Here is a 26,423-nt window from a genome sequence, read left to right on the forward strand (position 1 = left end):
TTATAGATTACGATGAAGAATGATTTAGTGCAACGGTATATCCTCCTCTACCACACCCCACGGACGGACGATGGCACGGACGGATAAGGTACCCCCCTCATCCCACTCGAGGATCAGATGCGTATTCTCTCCGGCTGTGGTATAGATAGGATCCCCGTTCTCATCCACATTGGCCGATCCGAGGGAAACTCCGTTGACGCTGATCGAGACAGTCATATCCTCTCCCGGGCAGGCTGTCTGCATAGTAGGAGTCACCCATTCGCTACCCGCCTCATCCCAAGTCCCGGCAGGATTATAATACACGTCATCACCGATTTGCTCGCCACGGTAGTCGAAACCGCTCATGGTATTATTCAAGAAGAAATCACAATCGGCGCTACCGGCGCTTCTCAACCCACGTTTAGCTAGCTGCTCCTGCAAACCTCTGGTCTCGATCGTAACCGTACCGATCTTCGGGCGGATCACGATCTCGGTCGCTTTCGATACGCCTCCGGCTTTCGTCAGGACTTGCTCGCTGCCGTAATAAAGGCTATCCGGGTTCACGGCCAGTCCATTATCACTTTTCAGCATTACCTTCAGGTCCTCTATCTTTTGCGCCTCAGACACGGTTTGGTTCTCCCCCAAGGCGTTCACGTTGCCCCAAGCCACGATGCGGAGGCTACGATCAGCGGTGTAGCCATCAAGTACGATCTCGTTACGAGAACGGATAAAGTTCTTATCCAAGCTACGTGTCTCTAAATAATTCAGGTTCTCGTCGAAGATATACAGGTTGGTGGATTCCATCCATCCAGACTCCGTAATATCGTCTCCCTTGATATTCTCCACCTTCAATTTGAGTGTATAGCACTCATCCAAATCCTCCTTGATGCAGCCTGTCGTAGAGATTCCCAGCAGAACCATCGCCAAAAGAAGCAGTTTCTTTGTAAACAGTATGTGTTTCATAATCGTTAATTTTACTTATCTATGTTTACCCTATCTATTATTCTTTATTCTACATTCTCGTGTATCTCCTTCACATTCCATGGCGTTACCTTGACAGAAGTGCTTACGTTGGCAGATACCATCGGATCGTATGGGATCTCGGAACCCGGACCGATAATGGTCAAGTCGATCGCGTATTTGTAGTTTCGCTGAACGTAGAAATTTAATTCTGTCTTATTATTAATCGTAACTTCCGCTCCTACAGGTACGGCATAATAGCAATCCTTTTTCGTTACATAATTAGCATCAGTATCGGCTAGACCTTTCGGCAAGTAGGTATAATCTCCTTTTACGATCAGCAAGGTGTGGTTAGCGTAATCTCTATTGGCACCTGTCTCGCTTTTCTCTTCTATCTCACCCTCTTTATTTTCATACACATAGAATTCATGATTGCAAGCGGAACCTTCCGTATCCTTCACGAATAAACTAGCCAATACGGTTTGCGTTCCTCTCTTGTAAGAGCCCTCATCTATATTTGCAGGAGTTTTCGAAAAGTTTTGACCAACCTTATAATCGCTATATCCAAAACCTCTTTCAGTGAAGCTGAATACTTTCTCTATCGATCCCCAATAACCGCTAGAGGCCACACTGGAAACACCCTTCGCGCTAGCGATAAAGACCTCTTTCAAAGTGAATGATTTACTTTCGTAATTTGCTTTATCGGGATTTTCTGTACGTACAGAAGCCAAAGCGATCGAAGCCACGTCGCGAACCAATCGGACAGGGCCGTCGCCGTAAATTTCCTTACCGGTTTTATCGCCAACCGTTATATCACCCGTTTCCGAAGCATAACCAATAAAGTTAGTCGTATTTGCGACCAAACTCACGGTAAGCACCTCGCTACTCATAGTTAAACCTTTCGTGAGATTTTCCTCCTCCAATTTAATCACCGTAGAAAGAAACGCATCTTTTGTATCAGCATTGCTCAACGCCGTTTGAACTTCTGTTGAAGCATTTGCCACGACAATGACATCCGCCGTGCCCGCATATACTTCTTTCGGGCCAATTTCTTGCGTGGCTACATTATCGGTCGTGGTCTTCGTAATGTCACTACCGCTCACCGTATACACCACGTTCCAGCCCGTACCGAACACCCCGACCGTAAGCTTATTCACGTCCGCATCCGTAGGAACGACTGCCTCTCCCGCCTTTGTCGTCGTGCCCTTCTCGCTCTTGATCGCCAAGGCTAGTTGCGCTTTCTCCAATACCGGCGCTTCAGGAATCTCTATCGTGTTATCGTCCGAACAGGCAGCCAAACCGCATAACACCAATGATAAAAGAATATATCTCTTGAATCTCATAGTATAATATTTTTTTATTTCCACATTTAATATGTGGCAAAAATAGGAAGGATATGGAGCTACGCTGATAGGCGGAACTCTCTATATTAATGGATAAATGTATCAATTTCATAAAAGTGATAGGTTTCCCTACCTTATGCAACGTTTACCTATAAAAAACAGCTCAACGAGTGTATTTTATGGCATAGTGATGGTACTCGGATCACTCGGTAATAAAGATACTGTAAAAATCATAGTATATACGAATATGGCTGACAAAGCTTATGCACTTATATGTTTACCTTTGAACACTTAAGTATTCATTGATAAACACTTATGTCTTCTAATCCAAACACTATAGTGTTTGGGTACCATAAACCATTGGTTTCCGTCTGAGATCCTATTGACTTTCGAGTGAGATCCATTGACTTTTCCTATCAAACCTACTGGATATTCCTCTCATACCAGTGTATTAATTTAAAATCAATTATCCTTCACGCTTCTCAACTCACTATGTGTCAAGAGTATCTTGTGACAGGTGTGAAGCTTCACACCCGTCACAAGATATCGCTGATTCACTGATTGATAGTGGGTGTGAAACGTGCGATAACTAATTAACACCATAAGGAAATGACCTGTTCAACGATATTTGTTAAGCTAGCTACATCGCATGAACCCAAACCGCACGATTATCAATATGCAAAAAAGGCACTCCCTTCACAGGAATGCCTTTTTGATATTATTGGATGAAGATATTATTCGACAACTACGGATTGCGTAGCATTACCCCAATCAATAACTTTAGTTCTAACAAACAGCTCAACGAAGTCTTCTGTAGGAATTGTCGGATCTTTGAAACCTTTACCAGCTAATGTGGCGTCGATTGAATAGATTACATTGCGGTGGATTACTCCATCTGACCAAACAGATTCAGACATTTGATCTGCTTGCGCAATCTTAATAGGCCAATAAGCTGTTTCTTCTTTATAGTTATATGTAGCGCTGCTACCTTCTTTCTTTGCATTCTCCAACTTGTATTTTCCTTTAATTACTAATTCGGTAGCAAGATTACCTGAGACAAAATCATCCCCATTCATCTCACGTGCCACAGAAATTTGAGGATTTTCATACACGTAAAATTTGGGAACAGTCGTAAAGGTGGCAGCTTGAGCCTTATCTGATTCAATCTTTTGAACTAATGCCGTTGTAGGTAAAGATAACTTATAGGCGTTTACACCATCAGTTTCTGACAAAACAACTCCTCTCATATATTTAAACATTGCGTCATCTTCGAATTCTCCCTTATAACCAGACATATAGTCTGTACTTGTCTGTTCATAAGCGGTGGATACATTACCCCAAATCGTTTCTGAAAGTTTATTCCACCATGCGTCATCAAGTCCCAGATCTGCCGCATTTGATTCTGTACGGGCATGCATGATAAACACGCACTCCGGAGTGATTGTAGCCGTACCAGACACATATACATCTTTTTTTGCTTTAGTCATATCTAAGCTAAGCCCCTTAAGATCTACACGTGCCACGTTTCTAACTAGATATAGAGGATCATCCGCTAGCGATGTAACACCTTCTTTGTTATACCCGTAATAGTTGCTACCTTTAGCTAAAGTGAAAGCCTTAGACAAACCACTACTCATCGGCAAATTGTCGTCAGAAAATCCGGTAGTTGGTATCGTAATAACCGGAGAAGTAAAAGATGTGGTAGTTGTACCGGTCAAGGATATATCCTCCATATTGGCAAATGCGATAGCACGCAACGACATACCTTCTTTAAGTCCCTCAAATTTAACTTCATCATTTTCAGCAGTTGCGTCTTCGGTCGCTATATCAGAGCTAGTAGCGACTAACGTTCCAGTAGCATTATCATACAAAGCGACAAGTAAAGTATTGATCTTTGCCTCATTTGCTGTTTGCAATCCTTCACTGTCTCCAGCCTTTGTTACTTTTCTCACACTGTTCTTCACAGATACCGTTAAACTAGCAGTTGCCGTTCCAGCCTCCGGTGTCGGATCCACGTTAGGAATAGGATCATCCTCATTTGAACACGCCGCGAATGCGCAAGCGATCATTGTTCCGAATAATAAATTTCTCAGTTTCATATACATATAAATTTATGTGTTAATAAATCTTTTATTTAAATCTCTCTTATCCTATGTTGATTCTATCTGTTGTCACCTATGAAACTTTCGTTCAAGTCTTTCCCCATGACCGTATCGTATTCCTTCGGTTGACATCGCAAAGGTATTTTGAGTATAAAAAAATCTAAATAGGCGTTACTTTCATTTATAAGGGGTAAATCTATTTTTTTCGACCGTGGGCTTTTTCGAACTCTTTTTGAAGATTGTAAGACTCTCAAAATAGGAGTAAAATGTATCAACGCACTTTTTCTTGAAAACGATTACATAGTAATCCTGTTTATCATCTATAGAAACCACGATTACTATTAATAGAAATTCAAAATACCATCAATAGTAATCGGTTTCTTTATCAGCGTCATTTTGTTAACAACTGATTATCAGACAGACTGGTCACAACTTTAATAGATTGGGCTTCTGTATTTTTAAGGATTAAACTCGGTGTGGCCACCTTGCCTAATAACCTTCCAGCCATCACGCCTTTCCGGGTACATACTGCGACGGCGTGACACCGTATTGCTCCGTAAAACGCTTGCGGAACGTAGCGGTATCATTGAAACCGACCATCTCCGAGACTTCTTGGATAGAGTAACGTTGCATGCTGATCAGCTCAGCCGCTTTTTTCAAGCGAACCGAACGGGTAAGCTCCAAGATACTGCTATCGGAATGTAGTTTTATCTTTCTATATAATGTAGGGAGACTCATATTTAAGGAATCCGCCAAAACCTTCGCCTCAAAGCTCGGATCATCCAAATGTTTCTCGATCGTAGAGATCACAGACTCCATAAAGAGGTTGGATGGAGAGTCATCCTTCTTCGACGCGACCTCTCCTTCGGTAACGGTATTCCCGGAACCGGCATAGAACCGCTTCATTTCCTCACGACGCTTCAAAAGGCTATTGATCTTGCTGCGCAATACCTCGACATCAAAAGGCTTGGTGATATAATCATCCGCGCCACATTCGATTCCGGCAATCACATCCTCACTCTCGACCTTGGCAGTCAACAAAACTACTGGAACCTGGATTAAGTCCGGAAAAGCCTTGATCTCCCGACAAGTCGCAAGGCCATCTTTTATTGGCATCATCACATCACATAAAATAATGTCCGGACGCTCGGTTTTAGCAATATCTACTCCTTCCAAGCCATTGTGAGCCTCCAGCACGTGGTACTCACTAGCAAAAACATGTCGCAGGAACCAACGGATTTGGTCACTATCATCGATCACCAGCATTTTCTTTCCGGTTTCTTTCTTCTTAGGAACAACTTGGATAAGCTCCGCGATCTCCTCCTTCTGCATCTCATTCAACTTGACCAAATCGCCATCCGGCTCGATAAATTCGACCGAACGTTCCATAAGATGGCTTCTGCCTAACGGAATTAATATCGTATATTGGGTTCCTGTCTCATCCTTGGAAGAATAACCCTCAAAAATTGCTCCAGAATTCTCAGTCATATCCGCAATCTGCTTCAGTCCCAAACGTGTACTCTCACTCTCACCTAATCCATCATCTTGGATAGAGAAAGAACAAAAAGCCTTCCCTTTCACACGAACTACAGACAGATTAATCGTAATTTTTCCAAAACGATAGGTATTTTTCAACGCATTAGATAAAAGTACACGCAGCGCAAACTCCATCTTCCGCCGATCTATCCAAACCCAAAGGACAGGGGTCATAGTGTTGATATGGAACTCAACATTGTTCATGGCAATCCAATCCACAAATAAATCGCAAATCTGTTTCGTTATACTGATCATGTCATATCGAGCGATGCGGAGGTGATTCGCCACATCGTCACCATGACGAGTATTACGCAACTGCTCAATAAGGTCTTGAAGAGCCAAGGTATTACGGTAAGCAGACAATAATTGAGTCGCCTCACTAGAGTCAATATCATTTTTACGTTGCAACAACTCACTCAACGAGCCCAGTACAAGCGATAGCGGAGTACGCATTTCATGAATCGTTTCAGTGAAAAACGAATTATGGAGCTTTTCCATTTCCTCAAGGCGCTTTCTCAAATTCTCCCGCTCTACCTCTTTGTCCCTATTCCAATTATCAGTCTCACGGATTTTATTCACCAACATTTGTTGGATCTCCCGATTTTTCATGCTTAACACATCCACAGCACGAAGAAGCTCACTATTTTTCGCGGCAAGCTTCTCCTCTTTAGTTATATTCTCTTTCTTCATCCTATACATATAATAACTCAAAAAAGATATTACACATATGGCCACTATCTGTAAAATGATAAAAGGTAGATTTTCTAGAGAGCCTTCCATGGTATCATTGTTCGCAGCAAAAATAGAGTGGGCTTCAACAAACAAGCCCAAAAATGAAAACATAAATTTCACTTTAAAACCTTCAGATTTCATATTATTGATTATTAAGATGTTATATATAAAACGCCAGTAGAAAACGATCGTTTAAATCTTGCGTTTTTATATGTACAAATTGTGGAGTATTATTGATAATCATATTGATTTTTATTATTTTTATCCAACTGAATAACTGAAATTTAAATAAAATTGTTGACCTTTGTAAGGCGGCAAAAGAGTTGAACATAAAAACGCAAGATTTAAACGATCGTTTTCTACTGGCGTTTTAATAGACATTAACAACAATCACATTCCTATCATACAACAAAGGTAAAGCTATCAATAAAGGCTGGCAATGATATATTTACCACTCAAATGAATAGAAATTAGATGATTAATATTATTTAACAACCATCCAAAATCCGCATCAACAAAGGGACATAGAGGCATATTGATAGTTTTACCCACTTTTTTGATAAAAATACCCATCATAAAAGATACAACCTATGATTTTTATACATACATTTGCGATGTAGTGATAAGGAAAGACCGTTGAGGGGCGGTCAAAAAAACCAAATCACTTAGATTAAGGGTAAAGCATATAAAAAGTAGGGTCATGAAAAGGGTAATTTTTCCGCAAATTGCGTATTTGTGGTTTCTGTTATTTTAACAGTTTTGTCATTCTCCGCATGCACGGATGATTCAAATGACGTAGTAGCAACAACAAGCGAGGTTATTAAACAAGCCGAAGTACCATTCTCCGTGGTGTTAAAAGCGATGAGTTCAGATGGCAACGACATTACGACCAAAGGAGACGTGAATGGCGCTACATTATTCGTCTTCGATCAAAACAATGATTTCTTCGAACAGATTCGTGTAGACAAATCCACTATCTTATCACGTCGGGCTATAGAGGTTAACTGCCCGAATAGTAATGATATAACCGTAATCGCATGGAGTGGGATCAATTCCGGAAACGAAGAGGTTTCAAACATGAGCAAAGCCAATATTATATCCGATCTGCAAGTCAGCCTAAAAGAAAATAACGGCATAGCCAATATTCCGAGCGACTTGTTCTATGGACAAGTTACGCTTCATAAGAACTCTTCGACAAAATCCACCGTATCAAACGAATTGCAAATCATTCGCAAAACTTCAATTTTCCAGCTTTCAACGAAAGGACTAATCAAGTATTTAGGGAGTAATGCGGGAAATTTTGAATATAGAATAAAAAACACAAAATGCTCATTGGACTACAACGGCAACCCGACAGGAGAAGAGGTTGAATTCGTTTTCCCCGCTTCTTTTGACGAGAAAGGTAACTTAACGACAGAAGCCCAAGCTATTTTTCCGGCTCAAAATATAACGGTAGAGCTTTACAAGGACGGCAATCTTCTTTTTTCTAGCGAAAAAGACAAAAATGGAGAATTATTTGCCGCGAACCCCGGAAAACGTACCGAGATCACTTTTAAATATTCAGGAGAAGTTTCAGCCAATGTTGTAGTTGTTGATTGGGGAACCGTTATCCAACATGTAACATTGAATTAAGATACCCTCAATTTTTATATGCTTTGGCGCACGTCACGAGATTAGAGAATTTCGGGCGTGCGCTGTTTTTCTCTCAAAAATCGCAGTCTCCGTGATAGGAATACCTATGATATTGATACAAACACCATCTTAACTTTATTTAAACATCAACGAAAACCCGCTTCACTGCAAGGTTTTCTTCACCCATTGATAGTTTCACATATTAAATTAATATAACCACCTATCAAACTATGATACAACCTATGAATATTATGAATATATTCGCAACAGACATTAAGGGTAAGCATATAAAATCACAGCAGGGTCACTACATAAACATGGGTAACAAGATTTAAATTTTATATGCGGGACACACGCTTCGGATGATTTCCGAGGCGTGCGTTATTTATATGATAGAAATACATTCACCTATTGAGACAAACACCGTCACTCAAAACATTTAGACATACATATCTTTGTATTTATAAATCAAGCAAAGCAATTTGCGAAATTTTACCCTATGACCCTGCTTACATATATAATTACCCTTAAATTATGATGTAGGCAAACCTAATTAATATAACCGTGAGGTTACATAATTATTTTGCCTGAACAATCAAGATCGTTTACGAGAAAGATTGTTCAGGTTTTTTTATTTTCCCTAAAGACCATCCAATAGCAAAACGAAAAGAGAAAAGGATATAAAAAAAGGAGATCGATTATTTCGATCTCCTCTTATAGGTAGCGAGACCCGGGATTGAACCGGGGACCTCATGATTATGAATCATGCGCTCTAACCAGCTGAGCTATCTCGCCATCATTTTATTGTCACTATTTCTCTTATTGACGGTGCAAAAGTAGGGGTTATTTTTGAATTACACAACATTTTCAATAAAAAAATTCGCTTATTTTTTAAGGTCTCCACCTAAATAGTTAGTTATTAGTTACTTTTTTCATCATTAAAATTAGTCGTTTTCAAATCTTTTACGTATCTTGCGGCAAATATAAGGATAAGAACAATGAAGAAAGAGAAGTTTCATATCGAATACATTTTCGATAAAGTTTCACGACGAAGCTTGTGGAATCACCTAACCACCGCTTTGGGACTTTCCGCTTGGTTCGCCGACGAGGTCATTATAAATGATAATCTCTATACCTTTAAATGGAGAAAAGAGGCCCAAGAGGCAATAGTGATCGACTCCAAGCCGGAGAACTTTATCCGTTACCGCTGGGTAGACGAGGAAGATGAGAACGCTTATTTCGAATTTATAATCCATACAATCGAATTAACAGGTTCTACGGCACTTGAGATTACAGATTTCTCCGAACCCGGGGAGAAAAAAGATTCCATTAACTTATGGGACTCGCAAGTGGAAGATTTGAAGCGAACGCTTGGTATTTAGAGTAGTTTTACAGAAATCTGTGGGGGGTTATCGTTTTTTACACTACTTTTGCCACTTCAACCAGATTAGGCAATGTTGAGAATAAAACGATTATATACATTTATGCTGCAGACATTCCTGCCGTTGTTTCTTATGACATTCGGTATTTGTCTGTTTATTGTGTTGATGCAATTTCTTTGGCGATACATCGACGATATGGTGGGAAAAGGCCTTGGCATCCCTGTATTAGCGGAGATGTTTATGTATGCGGCCTTGTTTCTTGTCCCGATGGCACTTCCCTTGGCTATTCTATTAGCCTCATTAATGACTTTTGGAAATTTAGGGGAACGTCTGGAATTACTGGCCATGAAGTCTGCCGGGGTATCATTGATACATATCATGCGTCCTTTGATCGTAACGCTCCTATTCGTGAGCGTGGGCGCCTTTTTCTTCCAAAACAACGTAATGCCCGTTGTCCAAGTCAAGCTATATACATTATTATATTCCATGCGCCAGAAATCACCGGAATTGGATATTCCGGAAGGTTCATTCTACAAAGATATTCCCGGATTCAATGTATATGTGAAGAAAAAGGACCCGAAGGACGGTTTATTAAAAGACGTGATGATCTATGATTATTCGGAAGGATTCAATAACGCCCGTGTAATCGTAGCGGACTCCGGACGGCTAAAGACATCCGCCGATAAATTATTCCTTGTCCTGTCCTTATTTAACGGAGAATCTTTCGAGAACGTAGGTAAAAGCCAAGCAAACACGACGCAAGCGAGAACCGCCGTCCCCTATCGACGAGAATCATTCAGCAGCAAGGATATCTTGATTGAATTCGACGCGAATTTCAACCGTACCGACGAATCTTTCATGCAGAACCAATATATGGGAAAAAACTTGAAGGATTTACAAACCTCTATCGATTCGATGGGCGTACGCTTGGATAGCATCAAGGACGTGAACGCAAAAAGCATTTACGATGCCTCATACGTAAAAACACTAAAGTCCTTACGGGCTAAAAAAGAGAGTGAAGCCGAGGGGCAACCAGGCGAGCAGCAGGAAAAATTGCCGGTAATCACTCCTACCATCCAGTTAGATTTCGACAGTCTTTACCAAGCGCAGGCACCGAGTAGCAAAGCGGCTTTATTAGGCCGAGCCAAATCCTCGATCGAGAATATCAAGACGGATTACTATTTCCGTGCGGCCACGGTTGGCGACGAGGCCTATAAGGTACGCCGCCACTTAACGGAATGGCATAAGAAATTCACGGTATCGTTCGCTTGCATCATGTTCTTCTTTATAGGGGCTCCCTTAGGAGCCATCATCCGTAAAGGAGGATTGGGCGTACCGGTCGTTATCTCGGTAATCTTGTTTATCTTTTATTATATTATAGATAATATGGGCTTCAAGATGGCACGAGACGGCGTTTGGGACGCATGGGAAGGTATGTGGCTTAGCTCCGTGGTACTAACGCCCATGGGGATATTCCTAACCTACAAAGCGGTAAAAGATTCTGTTATCTTGAATGCCGATACTTACGTGAACGCCTTGAAGAACTTAATAGGTAAGCGTGAAGGACGAAAAGTGGAACGGAAAGAGGTGATCATATACACCCCGGATTATGAGGCTACCCTTCCCAAACTGGAGAAATTGGTGGAAGAAAGCACGACCTATCTGGCAAACCATAAACGTTGGATCAATTATCTGACATTCTGGAGACAAGGCGGAAAAGACAACACTGCGGAACTGTTGGCTCAAGACACGGAAAATATCGTGGAGGAATTAAGTAATTCCGACCAGAACTTGCTACTGAACAAATTGATGGACTACCCGATCATCGGGGGCTACAATAGCAAGCTAAGCGAGCATATAAACGGGAAGCTTGCCTTGGCTATCGGTATTTTCCTCCCGCTGGGATTGCCGATCTACCTATTGGCCACGTACCAACGCAAATTGTTACGGCATGATATCGTTATGGTACAAAAAACCAGTAAGGAGCTGATCAATATGATATATTCATTACATTTGCTAAAAAATAACTCGGATATAAATAATCAATAAATATGAGCGAGATTCAATTAAACACCATCGAAGAAGCTATCGAGGATTTCCGTGAAGGAAAGTTCTTAATCGTTGTAGACGACGAGGACCGAGAGAATGAAGGAGACTTTATCATCGCGGCCGAGAAAGTAACCCCGGAAAAAATCAACTTCATGTTGAAAAACGGACGAGGTGTATTATGCGCCCCGATCACGGAAGAACGTTGCCAAGAGTTGGAGCTGGATATGCAAGTTGCCAATAACACCTCTTTACTAGGTACTCCTTTCACGATAACAGTAGATAAATTAGGAGGGAAATGTACGACCGGCGTTTCCATGTACGACCGTGCGGAAACGATCTTGGCGTTGGCCGATCCAAAGACCAAGCCATCTGATCTGGGACGTCCCGGACATATCAATCCGCTCCGTGCCCGCTCTCGTGGCGTGCTTCGCCGTGCGGGTCATACAGAGGCAGCCGTGGATTTGGCCCGGTTAGCCGGTTTATATCCCGCCGGAGCCTTGATCGAGATCATCAACGAGGATGGAACCATGGCACGTCTGCCGCAATTAATCGAGGTAGCCAAGAAATTCGATATAAAGATTATTTGTATCAAGGACCTGATCGCTTATCGCCTCCGCACCGAATCGATCGTGGAGAACGGCGTAGAGGTAGATCTCCCTACCAAGTACGGACATTTCCGTCTCATTCCTTTCCGCCAGAAAAGCAATGGCTTAGAACATATAGCTTTGATAAAGGGTAAATTCGAGAAAGACGAGCCTATCTTAGTGCGCGTGCACTCATCTTGCGCTACAGGCGATATCTTCGGTTCCATGCGTTGCGAGTGCGGAGAGCAATTGCACGAGGCTATGCGCCGCATCGACCAAGAAGGCAAAGGGGTTATCGTTTACCTGAACCAAGAAGGAAGAGGTATCGGATTGATGGAGAAGATGAAAGCATACAAGCTCCAAGAGGATGGTTTGGATACGGTGGACGCGAACTTACATTTAGGTCATCAAGCGGATGAGCGAGATTATGGTGTCGGAGCACAGATCTTACGTCATATCGGCGTAACGAAAATGCGCTTGATGAGCAATAATCCGGTAAAACGTGTAGGTCTGGAAGCTTACGGCCTTGAGGTAGTAGAGAATGTTCCTATCGAGGTGAAACCGAATCCATACAACGAATTCTACATGAAAACGAAAAAAGAACGTATGGGGCATGTGCTGCATAACATTAAATAGTTATCAGAACGTTGCAAGAATTCCGATTATTGATTACTTTTGTCGCGCAATAATAAAACAACCTATACAAAAAGCAATGTCATGACACAAGTCTCAGATCGTTTAGCGAGTTTATCGCCTTCAGCAACATTGGCGATGTCACAAAAGAGCGGTGAGTTGAAAGCTCAAGGTATCGATGTTATCAACTTAAGTGTGGGAGAACCCGATTTCAATACTCCCGACTTCATTAAAGAAGCCGCCAAGAAGGCGATTGACGATAATTTCTCACGTTATTCTCCCGTAGCGGGTTATCCGGCATTACGTAATGCTATCGTTGCCAAATTGAAGAACGAGAACGGACTGGAATATACAGCAGGCCAGATCTCTTGCGCAAACGGTGCCAAACAATCCGTTTGTAACACGGTCATGGTATTGGTAAATCCGGGGGACGAGGTTATCATCCCTGCCCCTTTCTGGGTAAGCTATCCGGAGATGGTGAAGTTAGCGGAAGGAACTCCCGTTATCGTTCCGGCTGGTATCGAGCAAGATTTCAAGATCACTCCGGCTCAATTGGAAGCCGCTATTACACCTAAGACTAAAGCGTTAATCCTTTGCTCTCCCTCCAACCCGACGGGTTCTGTTTACAGCGCCGAGGAATTGGCAGGTTTAGCGGAAGTATTGAAAAAACATCCGGATATCATCGTTATAGCGGATGAGATCTACGAACATATTAACTATATTGGTAAACACAACAGCATCGCTTCTATCGAAGGAATGAAAGACCGTACGGTTATCGTAAACGGCGTTTCCAAAGCGTATGCGATGACTGGCTGGCGTATCGGTTTCATTGCCGGACCGGAATGGATCGTGAAAGCGGTTAATAAATTACAAGGACAATATACCTCTGGCCCTTGCTCCGTATCTCAAAAAGCGGCGGAAGCGGCTTATACAGGCTCACAAGAACCCGTTGAGGAAATGCGTAAGGCTTTCGAACGCCGCCGCGACTTAATCGTTAATTTAGCGAAAGAAGTTCCGGGCTTCGAGGTGAATAAACCGGAAGGCGCCTTCTACTTATTCCCCAAATGTAGTCATTATTACGGCAAGACAGATGGAACCCGTGTAATCAACGACGCCGATGACTTAGCGATGTATCTCTTGGAAGTAGCGCACGTGGCTTGCGTAGGTGGTACCTCTTTCGGGGCACCTGAGTGTATCCGCATGAGTTACGCTACCAGCGATGAGAATATCGTGGAGGCGATCAAACGTATCAAGGATGCGTTAGTCGCGTTGAAATAAGAAAAAATAAAACAGATATACTTACTTGGCAAAGTAATATATACCGCATTGGCAAAGTAAGTATATCTTCTATGGGCAAGTAAGCTATACTTCATAAAAAAGGCGATACATTGGGTTGTACCGCCTTTTTCTTTATATCAAATACGTTACCGCAATTATTCAGCACGCAAAGTGAAACGTTTGAACGCCAAGATCTGCAACTCAGGATCGATCTCCTTCATTGTCTCTCTTACAGTCTTCTTGCCATCCATGATGTCCTCTTGGTTCAACAAGCAAACCTCTTTCAAGAACTTGCCCAGACGACCCTTAGCGATATTCTCGATCATCTGTTGAGGTAAGTTAGCAGCCTTCTCAGCGGAAACAGTAGCGATGATTTCTTTTGCCTTAGCTACATCCTCTGCCGTGATCCAACCCTTATCCATGTTACTTTCCATGTGAGCCTCGCTATCTACATGCGAAGGATTAATACCAGCCTTCTTCAATGCAGCCTCTACAGCCTTCTGCACCTGCTCAGCCTTCGTCTTCTCGATAGCAACCTGGATCTCTTTCTCTTTTACAGACTCAGGAACACCAGCCTCATCGATAGCGATCGGGTTCATAGCGGCGATCTGCATAACAATATTGTGAGCGGCTTCCTCAGACTCCTTGTTGAAAGCGGCGATCGTACAAAGTTGGTTCTTACCCATATGGTTGTATACAGTAGTGTAAGCACCTTCAACTACGCAGTAGCCATCCAACTCCATTTTCTCGCCAGTGATACCACTACGATCCGTAACAGCGTCTTGGATAGTACCCTTGCCCATAGGCAAAGCTTTCACCTCGTCCAAAGTACGGCATTTGTTAGCCACGGCAGCGTCCAAGATAGCTTGAGTCAAAGCCACGAAGTCCTCATTCTTAGCCACGAAGTCCGTTTCGCACTTCAAAGCGATGATAGCGGCGAACTCGCCATCCTTCTTAGCCAACACACAACCCTCGGCAGCCTCACGATCAGAACGTTTAGCGGCGATAGCCTGTCCTTTTTTACGGATAATTTCCATTGCTTTCTCGATGTCACCGTCAGACTCTGTCAAAGCCTTCTTACAGTCCATCATACCAGCTCCACTCATTTTGCGCAGCTTGGTAATATCAGCCATTGTTACAGCCATAATCTTATTTCCTTTATCTTTAAAATGTTTATACTTTCAAAAATTGACAATGGACAGTTGCCAATTGACAAATCCTGTCAAAAGCCAACTGCCCATTGTATTTGTATTCTAATTGTCAATTGTCAACGTCAATTGTCAATCGAATTATTCTTCGTCTTTTGCGAACTTACCGGCAACGTTAGCGTTCAACGCATCGTCGTCTTCTTTCTTCGTACGTTCTTTCTTAACAGCAGCTTTTGCCTTACGCTCTCTTTTCGGAGCTTCCTCAGCAGCCTCTGCGTCAATTTTCTCAGCCTTACGCTCTTGCAAGCCTTCGTTCATAGCCTCGCAGATAGCGCCCAAGATAACCTCTACAGACTTTGTAGCGTCATCGTTAGCCGGGATAACGTAGTCGATATTATTCGGATTAGAGTTCGTATCAACCATACCAAATACAGGGATACCCAAACGGTTAGCCTCACGAACAGCGATATGCTCTTTCATCACGTCTACAACGAACAACGCTGACGGAAGACGAGTAAGGTCTACGATAGAACCTAAAGTCTTCTCCAACTTAGCGCGTTGGCGAGTGATTTGAAGTTTTTCTCTCTTAGAAAGATTATCAAATGTACCATCTTTTGTCATCTTATCGATAGTAGCCATCTTCTTGATAGCTTTACGGATCGTCGGGAAGTTGGTCAACATACCACCCGGCCAGCGCTCGATAACGTAAGGCATACCTACGGAAGCAGCCTTATCAGCGACAACTTGTTTAGCTTGTTTTTTGGTAGCCACGAAAAGAACTTTCTTGCCTTGTTTAGCCAAGTTCTTCATAACCTCAGCGGCTTCGTCTACTTTAGCAACTGTTTTATAAAGGTCAATGATATGAATACCATTGCGCTCCATGAAGATATAAGGAGCCATAGCGGGATTCCACTTTCTTTTTAAGTGTCCGAAGTGTACACCAGCCTCTAATAATTGATCAAAATTTACTCTTGACATTGTTTTTTTCTTAAATCGTTTACTTTCTTTGTTTAATTTCAACCATCAGGTAGTCTTTCCGCATGTCCACATGTAAAAAGAATCCCGATAATTTAGATACTAAACGCTTCGCTTTACTTGTAAGGGACTCACAAATAACATTAACGTTTACTGAACTGGAATCTCTTACGAGCTTTCGGACGACCCGGTTTCTTACGCTCAACAGCACGAGGATCGCGAGTTACGAATCCTTCCGCTCTCAAGACAGCCTTATCTTCCGGATTAATCTTTATCAACGCACGAGAGATAGCCAAACGAGCAGCCTCAGACTGACCTTTGAAACCACCACCGTCAAGGTTGATCTTAATATCATATTGCTCAGCGACGTTCAACTTTGCTAACGGCTGCTTTACGATAAACTGAAGGATTGAAGAAGGGAAGTATTTTTCCAGCTCACGTTTGTTGATCGTGATCTTTCCCGTACCTTCGCTAACGAATACGCGAGCGACTGCCGCTTTACGTCTTCCTATTGCATTTACTACTTCCATCGTGATTATTTATATGAGTTTATATCGATTAACTTAGGTTGTTGAGCCTCGTGCTTGTGCTCAGTTCCCTCATAAACGTACATGTTGCCCAGCAACTTCGCGCCTAGACGGTTCTTCGGCAACATACCTTTTACTACTTTACGGAACAGACGGTCGCCACCTTTCTTCAAAAGATCAGCCGGAGTATACTCGATCTGTCCACCGGGATATCCGGTATATCTCAAATAAATACGATCGTTCCACTTGTTACCAGTCAGAACGACTTTGTCTGCATTGATGATGATTACGTTATCACCACAGTCAACGTGCGGAGTGAAATTGGGTTTGTACTTACCGCGCAAAAGCTTCGCTACTTTAGCGCAAAGGCGACCTAACGTCTGACCTTCGGCGTCAACAATGACCCACTCTTTGTTTACAGTTGCCTTGTTTGCAGAAATGGTCTTAAAACTTAAAGTATCCACTGCTTAAAAATTAAATTAATTAATAACTCAAAAAACTAGCCTTACCAACATTGTCACAACGGACACATGATGTAACAACGTGCTAAGAACTAAACTCTTAGTACAATTTGATAATAATCGGCTTGCAAAGGTACGGGTTTTATCCGAAATACCAAACAAATCTAATTATTTTTCAAGTTATTATGAAGATACTCATCACTTACGGAAGTAATACCCCAAAGAGAATGTCACGTTATTCTGAAAGACAGAAGTCTCGCCCTCACGTTTCAAGGCACGACGGTCTATCATACCGCACAAAGCACTTACCGAGAAAAAAAAGTTGCTGTATTCCACCGCCAGCCCCACATTCATACTGAAGTCGCAAGGCTTCAAGTCTTTCTCCTCGGACACGCCAAAATGGAGATCCGGATTGGTCTCTCGGCTTTTCATCTTTCCAAACAGCGACCAATCAAAGGCCGGACCGGCGAATACGGACAGATGAACGTCCGTAAAGGTAAACGTATAAGCCACATTCACGGGAATCTGCAAAGAGTAATACCAACATTTATTATGAAGCGCCATCCCATGCATATCCTGATTCGAATAATAAGCGCCCCCTTGGTTCACGAACGCCACCTCCGGACGAAGCGACCATTTCTTATTCTTGCTCAAAGGAATATCCGCCAAACCCGCTATGCTAAAACCAAAGCGGGCTCCCGCCTCATACCGATCCTCTACCTTTTGGATCAACGAAGAATAAGCGCCTCCGGCACGTACGCCGAAAGAAACCTGAGCCATCGCCGGTAAAATCATCATCACGGCAATCAACAACAATCCGATCTTTCTCATAAACTTCCTCATTTGCTTTTCCTTCTAATAGCAAGCAAAGATATACATTTTTCAATAACATCTACATTTATCCTACTGAAACCTATAAGAAAGCGGTATAAAAAGCGCAGCTTTGCCATTTAAGCTTTAACGAATGGCACAACATGATACATCTTATTGCCACAACACGATACATCTTCAACAGAACTGTTTTGAAGCTGATTCCCCTACTGAGTAAAACCGGAATCTCCAAACCAATAAAGCCCCGACTGGACGAACCGGCCGGGGCTTATTTTTTTCCGCCCTCGCTCCTCACGGAGGTGACGACAGATGAACTTTAATTTATTACTTTAGTATTAATATTAATCCATTCCCGCCTGTTCGCCCTCGCGGGCTACTTGAATCACTACAACTCCCGCGGGAATGCATTTTCGATTTATGTTATTTATCGTCATTGTTCTTATTTAACGACTGCCTTAACAGCGGCCTCACCATCAACGGCTACCACGATGATACCCGCAGGAGCGGCGATCGTAGCGTTGTCGGATGTAAGAACCGTGCTAGTGATAACCTTACCAAGAACGTTCGTGATAACCACGTTCTTTCCGGCAGCGCCTTGGATCTCAACAGCACCGTTGCCTGCGATTACCTTAACGCCTTCAGCAGCGTCTGCGATAGACTCGTTAGCTGTAGGATCGCCTGTAGTGATAGTGAAGCGCATTGCTTTCTCCTTGCTACCGCTCCAAGACAACTGGTCGTTGAAGCTATACAGATAAGAACCCTTCTTGGCTACAGAACGGATACGATATTCGTTCTCATTGTCCTCGCACTGGATGATCTGAACCTTGAAGTAATCCAAGCCACCTAATACGCCCTCATCATCAGCCTCTTCAGCCACGGAAACCTTGTTACCCTTAACGACCGTAGTCAAAGTATCCTTAGTCTCCCAAAGAGTGGCCGGCTTGAAGATCGCCTTTGTCTCACCCTTGATCCACTCATACTTTCTGTCGTATGTACCATCTGCGACATAATAGTTTACAGAGTCTGCCGGGTTGAACAAGAACAATCTGTCACCATTCTCAACCGTACCCTTGTTAGAGATATAGAAAGAAGGAACAACAGCGTCCTCATCGGTTACTTGCAAGTAGAATGAGTATTGATTCTCGTTTACCACGATACCATCGCGATTCTCGTTCATGGAGATATAGTTACCCTTATCGCTTACCAAGGAGATATGACCTTCCTCTGCCGGGTAGCTGATCTCCGGTGCTTCTACGATCAAGTAGGTGTTCAATAACCAATCTTGTTGTGTAGAAGTTGACGGCCATGCGTAAACTGAAGACGGAGTAGTATATTGACATTCGTCGATAGAAGCCTTATAAGTAGCGTCTACAACAGACTTCGTATTCTCATTCAAAATTGAAGCGATAAAACTGTTTGTGTCACCCACCGGAATCAAGTAAACAGAACCATCGGCGGCTAGCTTGATCACGAACTTAGCTTGACCTTCATTAACTAACGCTTCCTGTTCTGTTACATTAGTTACAGGAGTAGTTCCTTGCGGGAAATATTTATCAGTCTCGATACCATCATTGATATACTGCAACTGATAAACATAAGCGTAGCCCTTATCTGCTCTAGCCTGTACCGTCACGCGGCCATCCTTATTGTAAACGAAACTGCGCTCGATGATCGTACATTTTTTATCATCTTTCACCAATTGCCATTGAGCGGCATCGGATACCTCGTTAGCGAACTTACCGTTCTTGTTCAATTCATATCCAGTCAATGGGCTTGCTTGTTTCTTAGCTGCCACATACCACTTATTGGAAGTCTCGTTGTTATCGCGAGCGAAAGCCATCGTCACCAAAGTCTCATCGTCTAGGTTCAAGAAACCTGCGTACGGATCAACCTCAGCCGGAGTCAACTCGACGATCAGTTGTTGCATTTCAGCGACTTCACCCTCTGTCTCATTGTATGTGTTCGCGTCTACATAGATAGCGGTAACCTTTTTGCTCTTTGTGGACAATTCGTAAACGTTCTCGCCCAGATCAGCCTTCGGGAACAAGCTTGCTGTGAAATACTCGCCGGTCTCACGGTTCGTGAATGTCACCTCATACTCATTGTCTACGCTGGAGATAGCCCATTGATAAGCCGGAGTCTCCAATTGAGAAAGAACCTTAGCCTTAGCTACCAACTCGAATTGAGAAGCTTTAACGGCGTTCGTCAAGTACTTGCCGTATACGCTCTTGATGTCTTTCTTGTCGATGTTATCGGTAGATGACCCAAATTCCTTACCGTCTAAGATACGGATCGTGTAAGCGGCGACCTTAGCCTCCGTGTTCAACAACTCGATACCTTTCTTCATACCGGCGGCAGCCAACTTGAAGATGAACTGGTCGTCTGTAGCATGTGTAGTGGTCAGATAGTACTTGTCACTATGTTTCAACACATGTAACTTAACAGGCTTAGTAACGTGCTTAGCCTTGCTAGCTTGCTCACGATAACGGAAATCATCAACGTTCAACTCATACGGATAAGCGTCCACATAGCTCTTTTGCACACGGAAGTTAGCGTTATTGATAGAGATATCGTTACCTGCTGTCATCCAAGCATTATCCGAACCTTGATAGAAGTTCAAGTCGCTGACTTTCACCTCTGCCAAAGCGAAACCATCACCAGAGGCACGTCCCGCATTTGTAGCCTCAACGGTCTCCGTTGAGCTTACGACCAAGATCGTAGCGTTCATCCATTCTTTATAATCAGCACCATCTTTCGGAGCGTTCTCTGTGAAGAAATACATACCCGGCTCGATCCTCAAATCACGAGTATTACCCGAATAAGAAGGATACTGAGTAGCGTCAACTTCAATAGCGGTAGATACATAGCGAGCTACCACCTTCTTCGTATTGAACAAGTTGCCGATCGGCTCCTCGGTTTGATCCGTATCATAAGGCTTGGAGGCGAATGAGAATCCAGAAGTGTTATATAATGCGTTCAACTCGGTAACATCCTCAAGTTCCTCGGATTTAACCTCATAGAACGCAGGAGCAGAGATCGTAGTAGTAGAGACCAATGGGCTGCCAGACCATGACAGACCGTTCCAAACAGTCGCACCCGCTTTATAGGCAACCATGTACTTATTAGAGGCAGAATACTTCGCACCAGTGGGAGTAGAAGTGACAGTACCTGTATTCTCAAACACGAAATCCTTAAAGGTATCCTCGGCTTTCGCTGCCGGGTCTGTCTCTATCGCATTATATGCGCTGTTGTATCTCAACGCCTTTCCAGTCTCCGCATTGGTGAGGGTATAAGAGAAGAAACCTCTCGGAGCCTCTGTCACGCTGACCGTCCAAATGTACTTCTTAACGCCGTCTTTGCTATCGCTGTCATCGTAAAAAATCGGAGTGTTTATAGCCTCCCCTACCTCAACAATCTTACCGGTAGTAGTGCTTATTTCATGACCATAGGCTAGCGATGAAGAGGCATCTACCATCACATATCGAGCCCCGTTTTTCAGTTCATTCGCTACTGTAGATCCGATTCCGGTCAAATTTTTAATGGAAACCGTCGGCGTCTGAGCGAAGGCACTACCGCACAGCGACCCCGCCACAAGCAGACCCGCCGTTAACAATGTAGAAATCTTTCTGTTCATAATTTAGAATTTAATATTAATAATAGTGTTAATTAAGCACTTAGCTATTTTCTGATAGCAGACTACCGTTAGAAAACGACTAGTCTAAACCATCGTTTAGATCTTGCGTTTTTAAAGAAGGAAAACGGGAGGTTCGTTTACGGAATCGGTTGTTTCGTAAAGGATAGGCTATCCTATTGATAAGAAAGCGAATAAGGGATGAAAAAAATAGCCCGGAAGGGTTGCAGAAGTCAAAGAAACGCGTACCTTTGCAAATGACTAATTAAAACGATCGTTTAAATCAATCATTTTTCTCTTTTATTATTTAATGTACATGCGTACATTAGTAAATACACCATCCAATAATCAACAAAAGTAAGATCACCTTTTGCGATAGATCGGAATATTAGTTTCCTTTGTTCTAGCAAAATGACACTTTGTAAACAGAACTCCCTGAGATTCGCTTTTTCCAAGCATAAGTACAGTATAAAACGGCTTTTCACACAGAAAAACGCCATTCATAACTATCTTCCATCCGCTAGTTCGAGCACCTCACGAAAACCTCCTGTCACGATATACGGCTTATATCAAGCAAAATATCAATACAACATCTGTTTATATAACATATAGATTCTATAGAATCACCCATATTATAACCTCATTATATCCTTCAGAAAACACGTACGTCTTTTTCCAAAAACATGTACGTGTTTCCGAAAAAAGACGTACGTGTTTTTTTAAAAGCAAAACAACCTCTCTCGTACTAAAAAATATTTCCTACCTTTATGCACTCATTTCAATATGCACCAGACTATACATTAATATATATGGAACCGTTTATTCATTTACACGTACATACCCAGTATTCCTTGCTGGACGGACAGGCATCCATCGACGCGTTGATCGACAAAGCGTACAAAGACGGAATGCGTGCGATCGCCGTAACAGACCATGGCGTTATGTTCGGTATCAAGGAGTTTTTCAATAAGGTTAGCAAAAAGAACAGTAAACCTCTCGGGATCATCAAGGACTCCGAGAAAGAACTAAAACCGCTGCTGGCCAAGGATGCTCCAACCGATGAGGAACAACAAAGGATAACGGAACTACAAAAACAAATCGCCGAAGCGAAAGCTTCCATCTTCAAGCCGATCATCGGGTGCGAATGTTATTGCGCTCGCAACGGAAGGCATAGCAAGCTGGCCTCGCAAGACGACCGTAGCGGCTGGCACTTGATCGTTCTGGCCAAAAATAAGAACGGATACAAGAACCTGATCAAGATGGTATCCCTCTCATGGACGGAAGGATTCTACGGACGTCCGCGTATCGACAAAGAGTTGTTGGAGAAATACCACGAGGATCTGATCATCTGCTCCGCCTGTTTAGGTGGAGAGATCCCGCAGCATATCATGCACGGACGAATCGATAAGGCCGAGGAGTCTATCAAATGGTTCAAAAACTTATTCGGAGAAGACTATTACCTTGAGATGCAACGGCACGAGACACACGACCCCAACGCCGATTGCACGATTTTCCCGCATCAACAAGAGGTGAACAAGGTACTGATCGAACTTGCTCACAAACATAATATCAAGCTAATCGCCACCAACGACGTCCATTTCGTCAATGCCGACGACGCTGAGGCTCACGACCGCCTGATCTGCCTTAGTACCGGCAAAGACTTGGACGACCCCAAGCGTATGCGCTACTCCAAGCAAGAATGGATGAAGACAACCGCCGAGATGAACACCATCTTCGCCGATATCCCCGAAGCTTTGAGTAATACGCTCGAGATAGCCGACAAAATAGAATTCTACTCCATCGACAGCGGTCCTATCATGCCGACTTTCGCCATTCCCGAGGAGTTCGGTACCGAGGAGTCCTACCGTCAGAAATTGACAGAGCATGATTTATTTGAGGAATTCACCCGAGACGAGAACGGTAATGTCGTATTAAGCGAGGAAGAGGCGCACTCCAAAATCAAGAAATTAGGTGGATACGACAAACTATACCGCATCAAGCTGGAAGCCGACTATTTGGCGAAATTGACATACGACGGAGCCAAGGAGCTTTACGGAAACCCCTTGAACGATGAAGTAAAGGAGCGTCTGAACTTCGAGTTACATATCATGAAGACCATGGGTTTCCCCGGCTACTTCTTGATCGTGCAAGATTTCATCCGTGCCGCTCGTGAGGAACTCGGTGTATCCGTAGGACCGGGACGTGGTTCGGCCGCCGGATCTGCCGTAGCTTATTGCTTAGGGATCACCAAGATCGACCCGATCAAATATGACCTCCTGTTCGAGCGTTTCTTGAATCCGGACCGTATCTCCCTCCCCGATATCGATACCGACTTCGATGATGATGGCCGTGGCGAGGTCTTACGCTGGGTAACGGAGAAATACGGTGCCGAGCGTGTGGCTCATATCATTACTTATGGTACGATGGCTACCAAGTCCGCTATCAAGGATGTCGCCCGGGTACAGAAATTACCGTTATCCGAATCGAACCGGTTAGCCAAATTGGTTCCGGATAAGATCCCTGACATGAAGAAGTTCAAATTGGGCGACGCCATCAAGTATGTGCCGGAACTAAAAGAGGCGGCTAACGGAAATGATCCGCTGGCACGGGATACCTTGAAATACGCCCAGATGCTGGAAGGCAACGTCCGTAACACGGGTGTACACGCCTGCGGTGTCATTATCGGACGTTATGATATATCGGATGTCGTACCTGTCAGTACGGCGAAAGACAAGGATACCGGTGAGGAGATGCTGGTTACCCAATACGAGGGTTCCGTGATCGAGGAAACCGGATTGATCAAGATGGACTTCTTGGGCTTGAAGACCTTGTCCATCATCAAGGAAGCGATCGAGAACGTGAAACTGACTACCGGAGAAGATCTGGATATCGACCATATCAGTCTGGAGGACCCCAAGACTTATAAATTGTATTGCGACGGAAAGACAACCGGTACATTCCAGTTCGAGTCCGCCGGTATGCAAAAGTATTTGAAGGAGTTGCAACCATCTAAATTCGAGGACTTGATCGCCATGAACGCCCTGTATCGCCCGGGCCCAATGGATTACATCCCTTCTTTTATCGCCCGTAAACAGGGTAAGGAGGAGATCAAGTACGATATTCCCGTCATGGAACGCTACCTAAAAGATACGTACGGTATTACGGTCTATCAGGAGCAGGTCATGCTTCTATCCCGTTTACTCGCTAACTTCACGCGTGGTGAGAGTGATGCCTTACGTAAGGCGATGGGTAAGAAGTTGATCGAGAAGATGAACCACTTGAAGTCTAAATTTATGGCCGGTGGTCAAGCCAACGGCTATAAAGAGGAAACTTTAAACAAGATCTGGTCTGACTGGGAGAAGTTCGCCTCATACGCCTTCAATAAGAGTCACGCTACTTGTTATTCATGGGTGGCTTATCAGACCGCTTACTTGAAAGCGAACTTCCCGTCCGAGTATATGGCCGCCGTCTTGAGCCGAAGCTTATCCAATATCACGGATATCACGAAGTTCATGGATGAATGTAAAGCGATGGGTATTCAGGTATTGGGACCGGACGTGAACGAGTCTATCTTGAAGTTCAGCGTAGATAAGAACAAGAACATCCGCTTCGGGCTAGGCGCCGTGAAAGGCGTAGGTGAGTCAGCCGTACAAAATATCATAGAGGAACGCAAGAAGAACGGCCCGTACAAGAGTATCTTCGATTTCGTAGAACGGGTGAACTTGACCGCTTGCAATAAGAAAAACATAGAGTCCATGGCTTTGGCCGGAGCGTTCGATAACTTCGGTATCCAGCGTGAGCAGTTCTTCACCGACAGTGGAAAAGGGGAATTGTTCTTGGATACCTTGGTTCGCTATGGTAACAAATACCAGATGGATAAGAGCACGGCAGTCAACTCTTTATTCGGTGGAGACGCCTTGATCGCCATCGCTAAACCGGAGATCCCGCAATGCGAGCGTTGGAGCGATCTCGAACGCCTAAATAAAGAGAAGGAGTTGGTCGGTATTTACCTATCCGCCCACCCGTTGGATGAATACCGTATCATATTAAAGTATGTATGTAATACCGGCATGGTAGAACTTAACGAGCGGGAAACCTTACAAGGCCGGGAGGTTTTATTAGGTGGTATCGTCACCGGTTTCCGGGAAGGAATGACCAAGAACGGAAAGCCTTACGGAATCTTGAAGATCGAGGATTTCACGGGTAGTGGCGAGATCCCTCTTTTCGGACAGGATTATATCGAATACAGCAAGTATGGTAAAATAGGGATGTATCTCTTGATCACAGCCCGTGTAGAGCCTAGCCGCTGGGACCCCAATAAACTGGACTTCAAGATTGGTACCGTCAACCTTTTGCAAGACGAGAAAGACAAGCTGATCGAGAAAATCAGTATCACGGTCCCGATCCATGATTTGGATGAGCCGACTATCAATGAGCTTTCGGTATTGATCAAGAACAATCCGGGCCATAGCCTGTTATATTTTAAGGTTGTCGATGGGGAACATAATATTTCCCTAAATCTCTTCTCCCAAAATATCCGCTTAAACGTGACCCGTGAGCTGGTAGACTTTTTACAGGAGAACGAGAATATCGATTTTAAAATTAATGGTTAAAGTTGTACGACGCTGAAAGAATTTGTA

At 43.5% G+C, this 26,423-nt stretch carries 16 protein-coding genes and 1 tRNA gene; 6 read left to right on the forward strand and 11 right to left on the reverse strand.

Annotated features, from left to right (window positions below):
- Positions 1 to 24: 24 nt before the first annotated feature.
- From CI959_RS05195 to CI959_RS05210, 4 genes are all read right to left on the reverse strand, one after another.
- Positions 25 to 942: a FimB/Mfa2 family fimbrial subunit gene (locus CI959_RS05195; protein WP_057316337.1), complete on the reverse strand. Its 918-nt coding sequence runs from the start codon at positions 940 to 942 to the stop codon at positions 25 to 27.
- 44 nt (positions 943 to 986) lie between these two features.
- Positions 987 to 2,282 (reverse strand): fimbrial protein, encoded by a 1,296-nt coding sequence (locus CI959_RS05200; protein ID WP_057316336.1) that lies wholly within the window; start codon positions 2,280 to 2,282, stop codon positions 987 to 989.
- 734 nt (positions 2,283 to 3,016) lie between these two features.
- Complete coding sequence (locus CI959_RS05205) at positions 3,017 to 4,381, reverse strand: fimbrial protein (RefSeq protein WP_249931798.1); 1,365 nt, start codon at positions 4,379 to 4,381, stop codon at positions 3,017 to 3,019.
- Between the two features lie 510 nt (positions 4,382 to 4,891).
- Positions 4,892 to 6,793: a response regulator gene (locus CI959_RS05210; protein ID WP_095231417.1), complete on the reverse strand. Its 1,902-nt coding sequence runs from the start codon at positions 6,791 to 6,793 to the stop codon at positions 4,892 to 4,894.
- Between the two features lie 594 nt (positions 6,794 to 7,387).
- On the opposite strand from CI959_RS05210, the gene CI959_RS05215 reads away from it, so the two are divergent.
- Positions 7,388 to 8,284 (forward strand): FimB/Mfa2 family fimbrial subunit, encoded by an 897-nt coding sequence (locus CI959_RS05215; RefSeq protein WP_095231418.1) that lies wholly within the window; start codon positions 7,388 to 7,390, stop codon positions 8,282 to 8,284.
- 721 nt (positions 8,285 to 9,005) lie between these two features.
- Here CI959_RS05215 and CI959_RS05220 read toward each other — a convergent pair.
- Positions 9,006 to 9,079: transfer RNA gene (locus CI959_RS05220), tRNA-Met, on the reverse strand.
- A gap of 203 nt (positions 9,080 to 9,282) precedes the next feature.
- Here CI959_RS05220 and CI959_RS05225 point away from each other — a divergent pair.
- The 4 genes from CI959_RS05225 (at position 9,283) to CI959_RS05240 (ending at position 14,210) form a co-directional block, all read left to right on the forward strand.
- Positions 9,283 to 9,666 carry an START-like domain-containing protein gene (locus CI959_RS05225; protein WP_057316332.1) on the forward strand — a complete coding sequence of 128 codons (384 nt, stop codon included), beginning with the start codon at positions 9,283 to 9,285 and terminating at the stop codon, positions 9,664 to 9,666.
- Between the two features lie 102 nt (positions 9,667 to 9,768).
- Positions 9,769 to 11,715, forward strand: coding sequence for an LptF/LptG family permease (locus CI959_RS05230; protein WP_057316331.1), 1,947 nt, complete (start codon positions 9,769 to 9,771; stop codon positions 11,713 to 11,715).
- Between the two features lie 2 nt (positions 11,716 to 11,717).
- Positions 11,718 to 12,935 carry a bifunctional 3,4-dihydroxy-2-butanone-4-phosphate synthase/GTP cyclohydrolase II gene (locus CI959_RS05235; RefSeq protein ID WP_057316329.1) on the forward strand — a complete coding sequence of 406 codons (1,218 nt, stop codon included), beginning with the start codon at positions 11,718 to 11,720 and terminating at the stop codon, positions 12,933 to 12,935.
- An 81-nt stretch (positions 12,936 to 13,016) separates the two neighbouring features.
- The gene (locus CI959_RS05240) at positions 13,017 to 14,210 is read left to right on the forward strand and encodes a pyridoxal phosphate-dependent aminotransferase (RefSeq protein ID WP_057316327.1); all 1,194 of its coding nucleotides are present in this window, start codon (positions 13,017 to 13,019) and stop codon (positions 14,208 to 14,210) included.
- 155 nt (positions 14,211 to 14,365) lie between these two features.
- Here CI959_RS05240 and tsf read toward each other — a convergent pair whose 3' ends face one another.
- The 6 genes from tsf to CI959_RS05270 form a co-directional block, all read right to left on the reverse strand.
- Positions 14,366 to 15,355, reverse strand: coding sequence for a translation elongation factor Ts (gene tsf / locus CI959_RS05245; protein WP_036610224.1), 990 nt, complete (start codon positions 15,353 to 15,355; stop codon positions 14,366 to 14,368).
- A 144-nt stretch (positions 15,356 to 15,499) separates the two neighbouring features.
- Entirely contained in the window at positions 15,500 to 16,336 is an 837-nt protein-coding gene (gene rpsB, locus CI959_RS05250) for a 30S ribosomal protein S2 (protein WP_005859482.1), read from the reverse strand.
- Between the two features lie 140 nt (positions 16,337 to 16,476).
- Positions 16,477 to 16,863 carry a 30S ribosomal protein S9 gene (rpsI, locus tag CI959_RS05255; protein ID WP_005859484.1) on the reverse strand — a complete coding sequence of 129 codons (387 nt, stop codon included), beginning with the start codon at positions 16,861 to 16,863 and terminating at the stop codon, positions 16,477 to 16,479.
- Between the two features lie 5 nt (positions 16,864 to 16,868).
- A complete protein-coding gene (rplM, locus tag CI959_RS05260) occupies positions 16,869 to 17,324 on the reverse strand; it encodes a 50S ribosomal protein L13 (RefSeq protein ID WP_057316326.1) in 456 nt (151 codons plus the stop codon).
- A 195-nt stretch (positions 17,325 to 17,519) separates the two neighbouring features.
- A complete protein-coding gene (locus CI959_RS05265) occupies positions 17,520 to 18,152 on the reverse strand; it encodes an outer membrane beta-barrel protein (RefSeq protein ID WP_057316323.1) in 633 nt (210 codons plus the stop codon).
- A 439-nt stretch (positions 18,153 to 18,591) separates the two neighbouring features.
- The gene (locus tag CI959_RS05270; RefSeq protein WP_057316321.1) at positions 18,592 to 21,786 is read right to left on the reverse strand and encodes a DUF6383 domain-containing protein; all 3,195 of its coding nucleotides are present in this window, start codon (positions 21,784 to 21,786) and stop codon (positions 18,592 to 18,594) included.
- Between the two features lie 806 nt (positions 21,787 to 22,592).
- Between CI959_RS05270 and dnaE the strand changes: the two genes are divergently transcribed.
- Complete coding sequence (dnaE, locus tag CI959_RS05275) at positions 22,593 to 26,396, forward strand: DNA polymerase III subunit alpha (protein ID WP_057316319.1); 3,804 nt, start codon at positions 22,593 to 22,595, stop codon at positions 26,394 to 26,396.
- Positions 26,397 to 26,423: the final 27 nt, after the last annotated feature.

The sequence above is a fragment of the Parabacteroides sp. AT13 genome (genome assembly GCF_002272965.1).
Classification (GTDB): Bacteria; Bacteroidota; Bacteroidia; order Bacteroidales; family Tannerellaceae; genus Parabacteroides; species Parabacteroides distasonis.

Excerpts from the sequence above, each read along its gene's own strand:
- CI959_RS05225 (WP_057316332.1), top strand. The coding sequence starts at position 9,283 with ATGAAGAAAGAGAAGTTTCATATCGAATACATTTTCGATAAAGTTTCA.
- CI959_RS05195 (WP_057316337.1), bottom strand. The coding sequence starts at position 942 with ATGAAACACATACTGTTTACAAAGAAACTGCTTCTTTTGGCGATGGTT.
- CI959_RS05210 (WP_095231417.1), bottom strand. The coding sequence starts at position 6,793 with ATGAAATCTGAAGGTTTTAAAGTGAAATTTATGTTTTCATTTTTGGGC.
- CI959_RS05230 (WP_057316331.1), top strand. The coding sequence starts at position 9,769 with ATGCTGCAGACATTCCTGCCGTTGTTTCTTATGACATTCGGTATTTGT.
- CI959_RS05205 (WP_249931798.1), bottom strand. The coding sequence starts at position 4,381 with ATGAAACTGAGAAATTTATTATTCGGAACAATGATCGCTTGCGCATTC.
- CI959_RS05265 (WP_057316323.1), bottom strand. The coding sequence starts at position 18,152 with ATGAGAAAGATCGGATTGTTGTTGATTGCCGTGATGATGATTTTACCG.
- rpsB (WP_005859482.1), bottom strand. The coding sequence starts at position 16,336 with ATGTCAAGAGTAAATTTTGATCAATTATTAGAGGCTGGTGTACACTTC.
- tsf (WP_036610224.1), bottom strand. The coding sequence starts at position 15,355 with ATGGCTGTAACAATGGCTGATATTACCAAGCTGCGCAAAATGAGTGGA.
- CI959_RS05200 (WP_057316336.1), bottom strand. The coding sequence starts at position 2,282 with ATGAGATTCAAGAGATATATTCTTTTATCATTGGTGTTATGCGGTTTG.
- CI959_RS05240 (WP_057316327.1), top strand. The coding sequence starts at position 13,017 with ATGACACAAGTCTCAGATCGTTTAGCGAGTTTATCGCCTTCAGCAACA.
- rpsI (WP_005859484.1), bottom strand. The coding sequence starts at position 16,863 with ATGGAAGTAGTAAATGCAATAGGAAGACGTAAAGCGGCAGTCGCTCGC.
- dnaE (WP_057316319.1), top strand. The coding sequence starts at position 22,593 with ATGGAACCGTTTATTCATTTACACGTACATACCCAGTATTCCTTGCTG.
- CI959_RS05270 (WP_057316321.1), bottom strand. The coding sequence starts at position 21,786 with ATGAACAGAAAGATTTCTACATTGTTAACGGCGGGTCTGCTTGTGGCG.
- CI959_RS05235 (WP_057316329.1), top strand. The coding sequence starts at position 11,718 with ATGAGCGAGATTCAATTAAACACCATCGAAGAAGCTATCGAGGATTTC.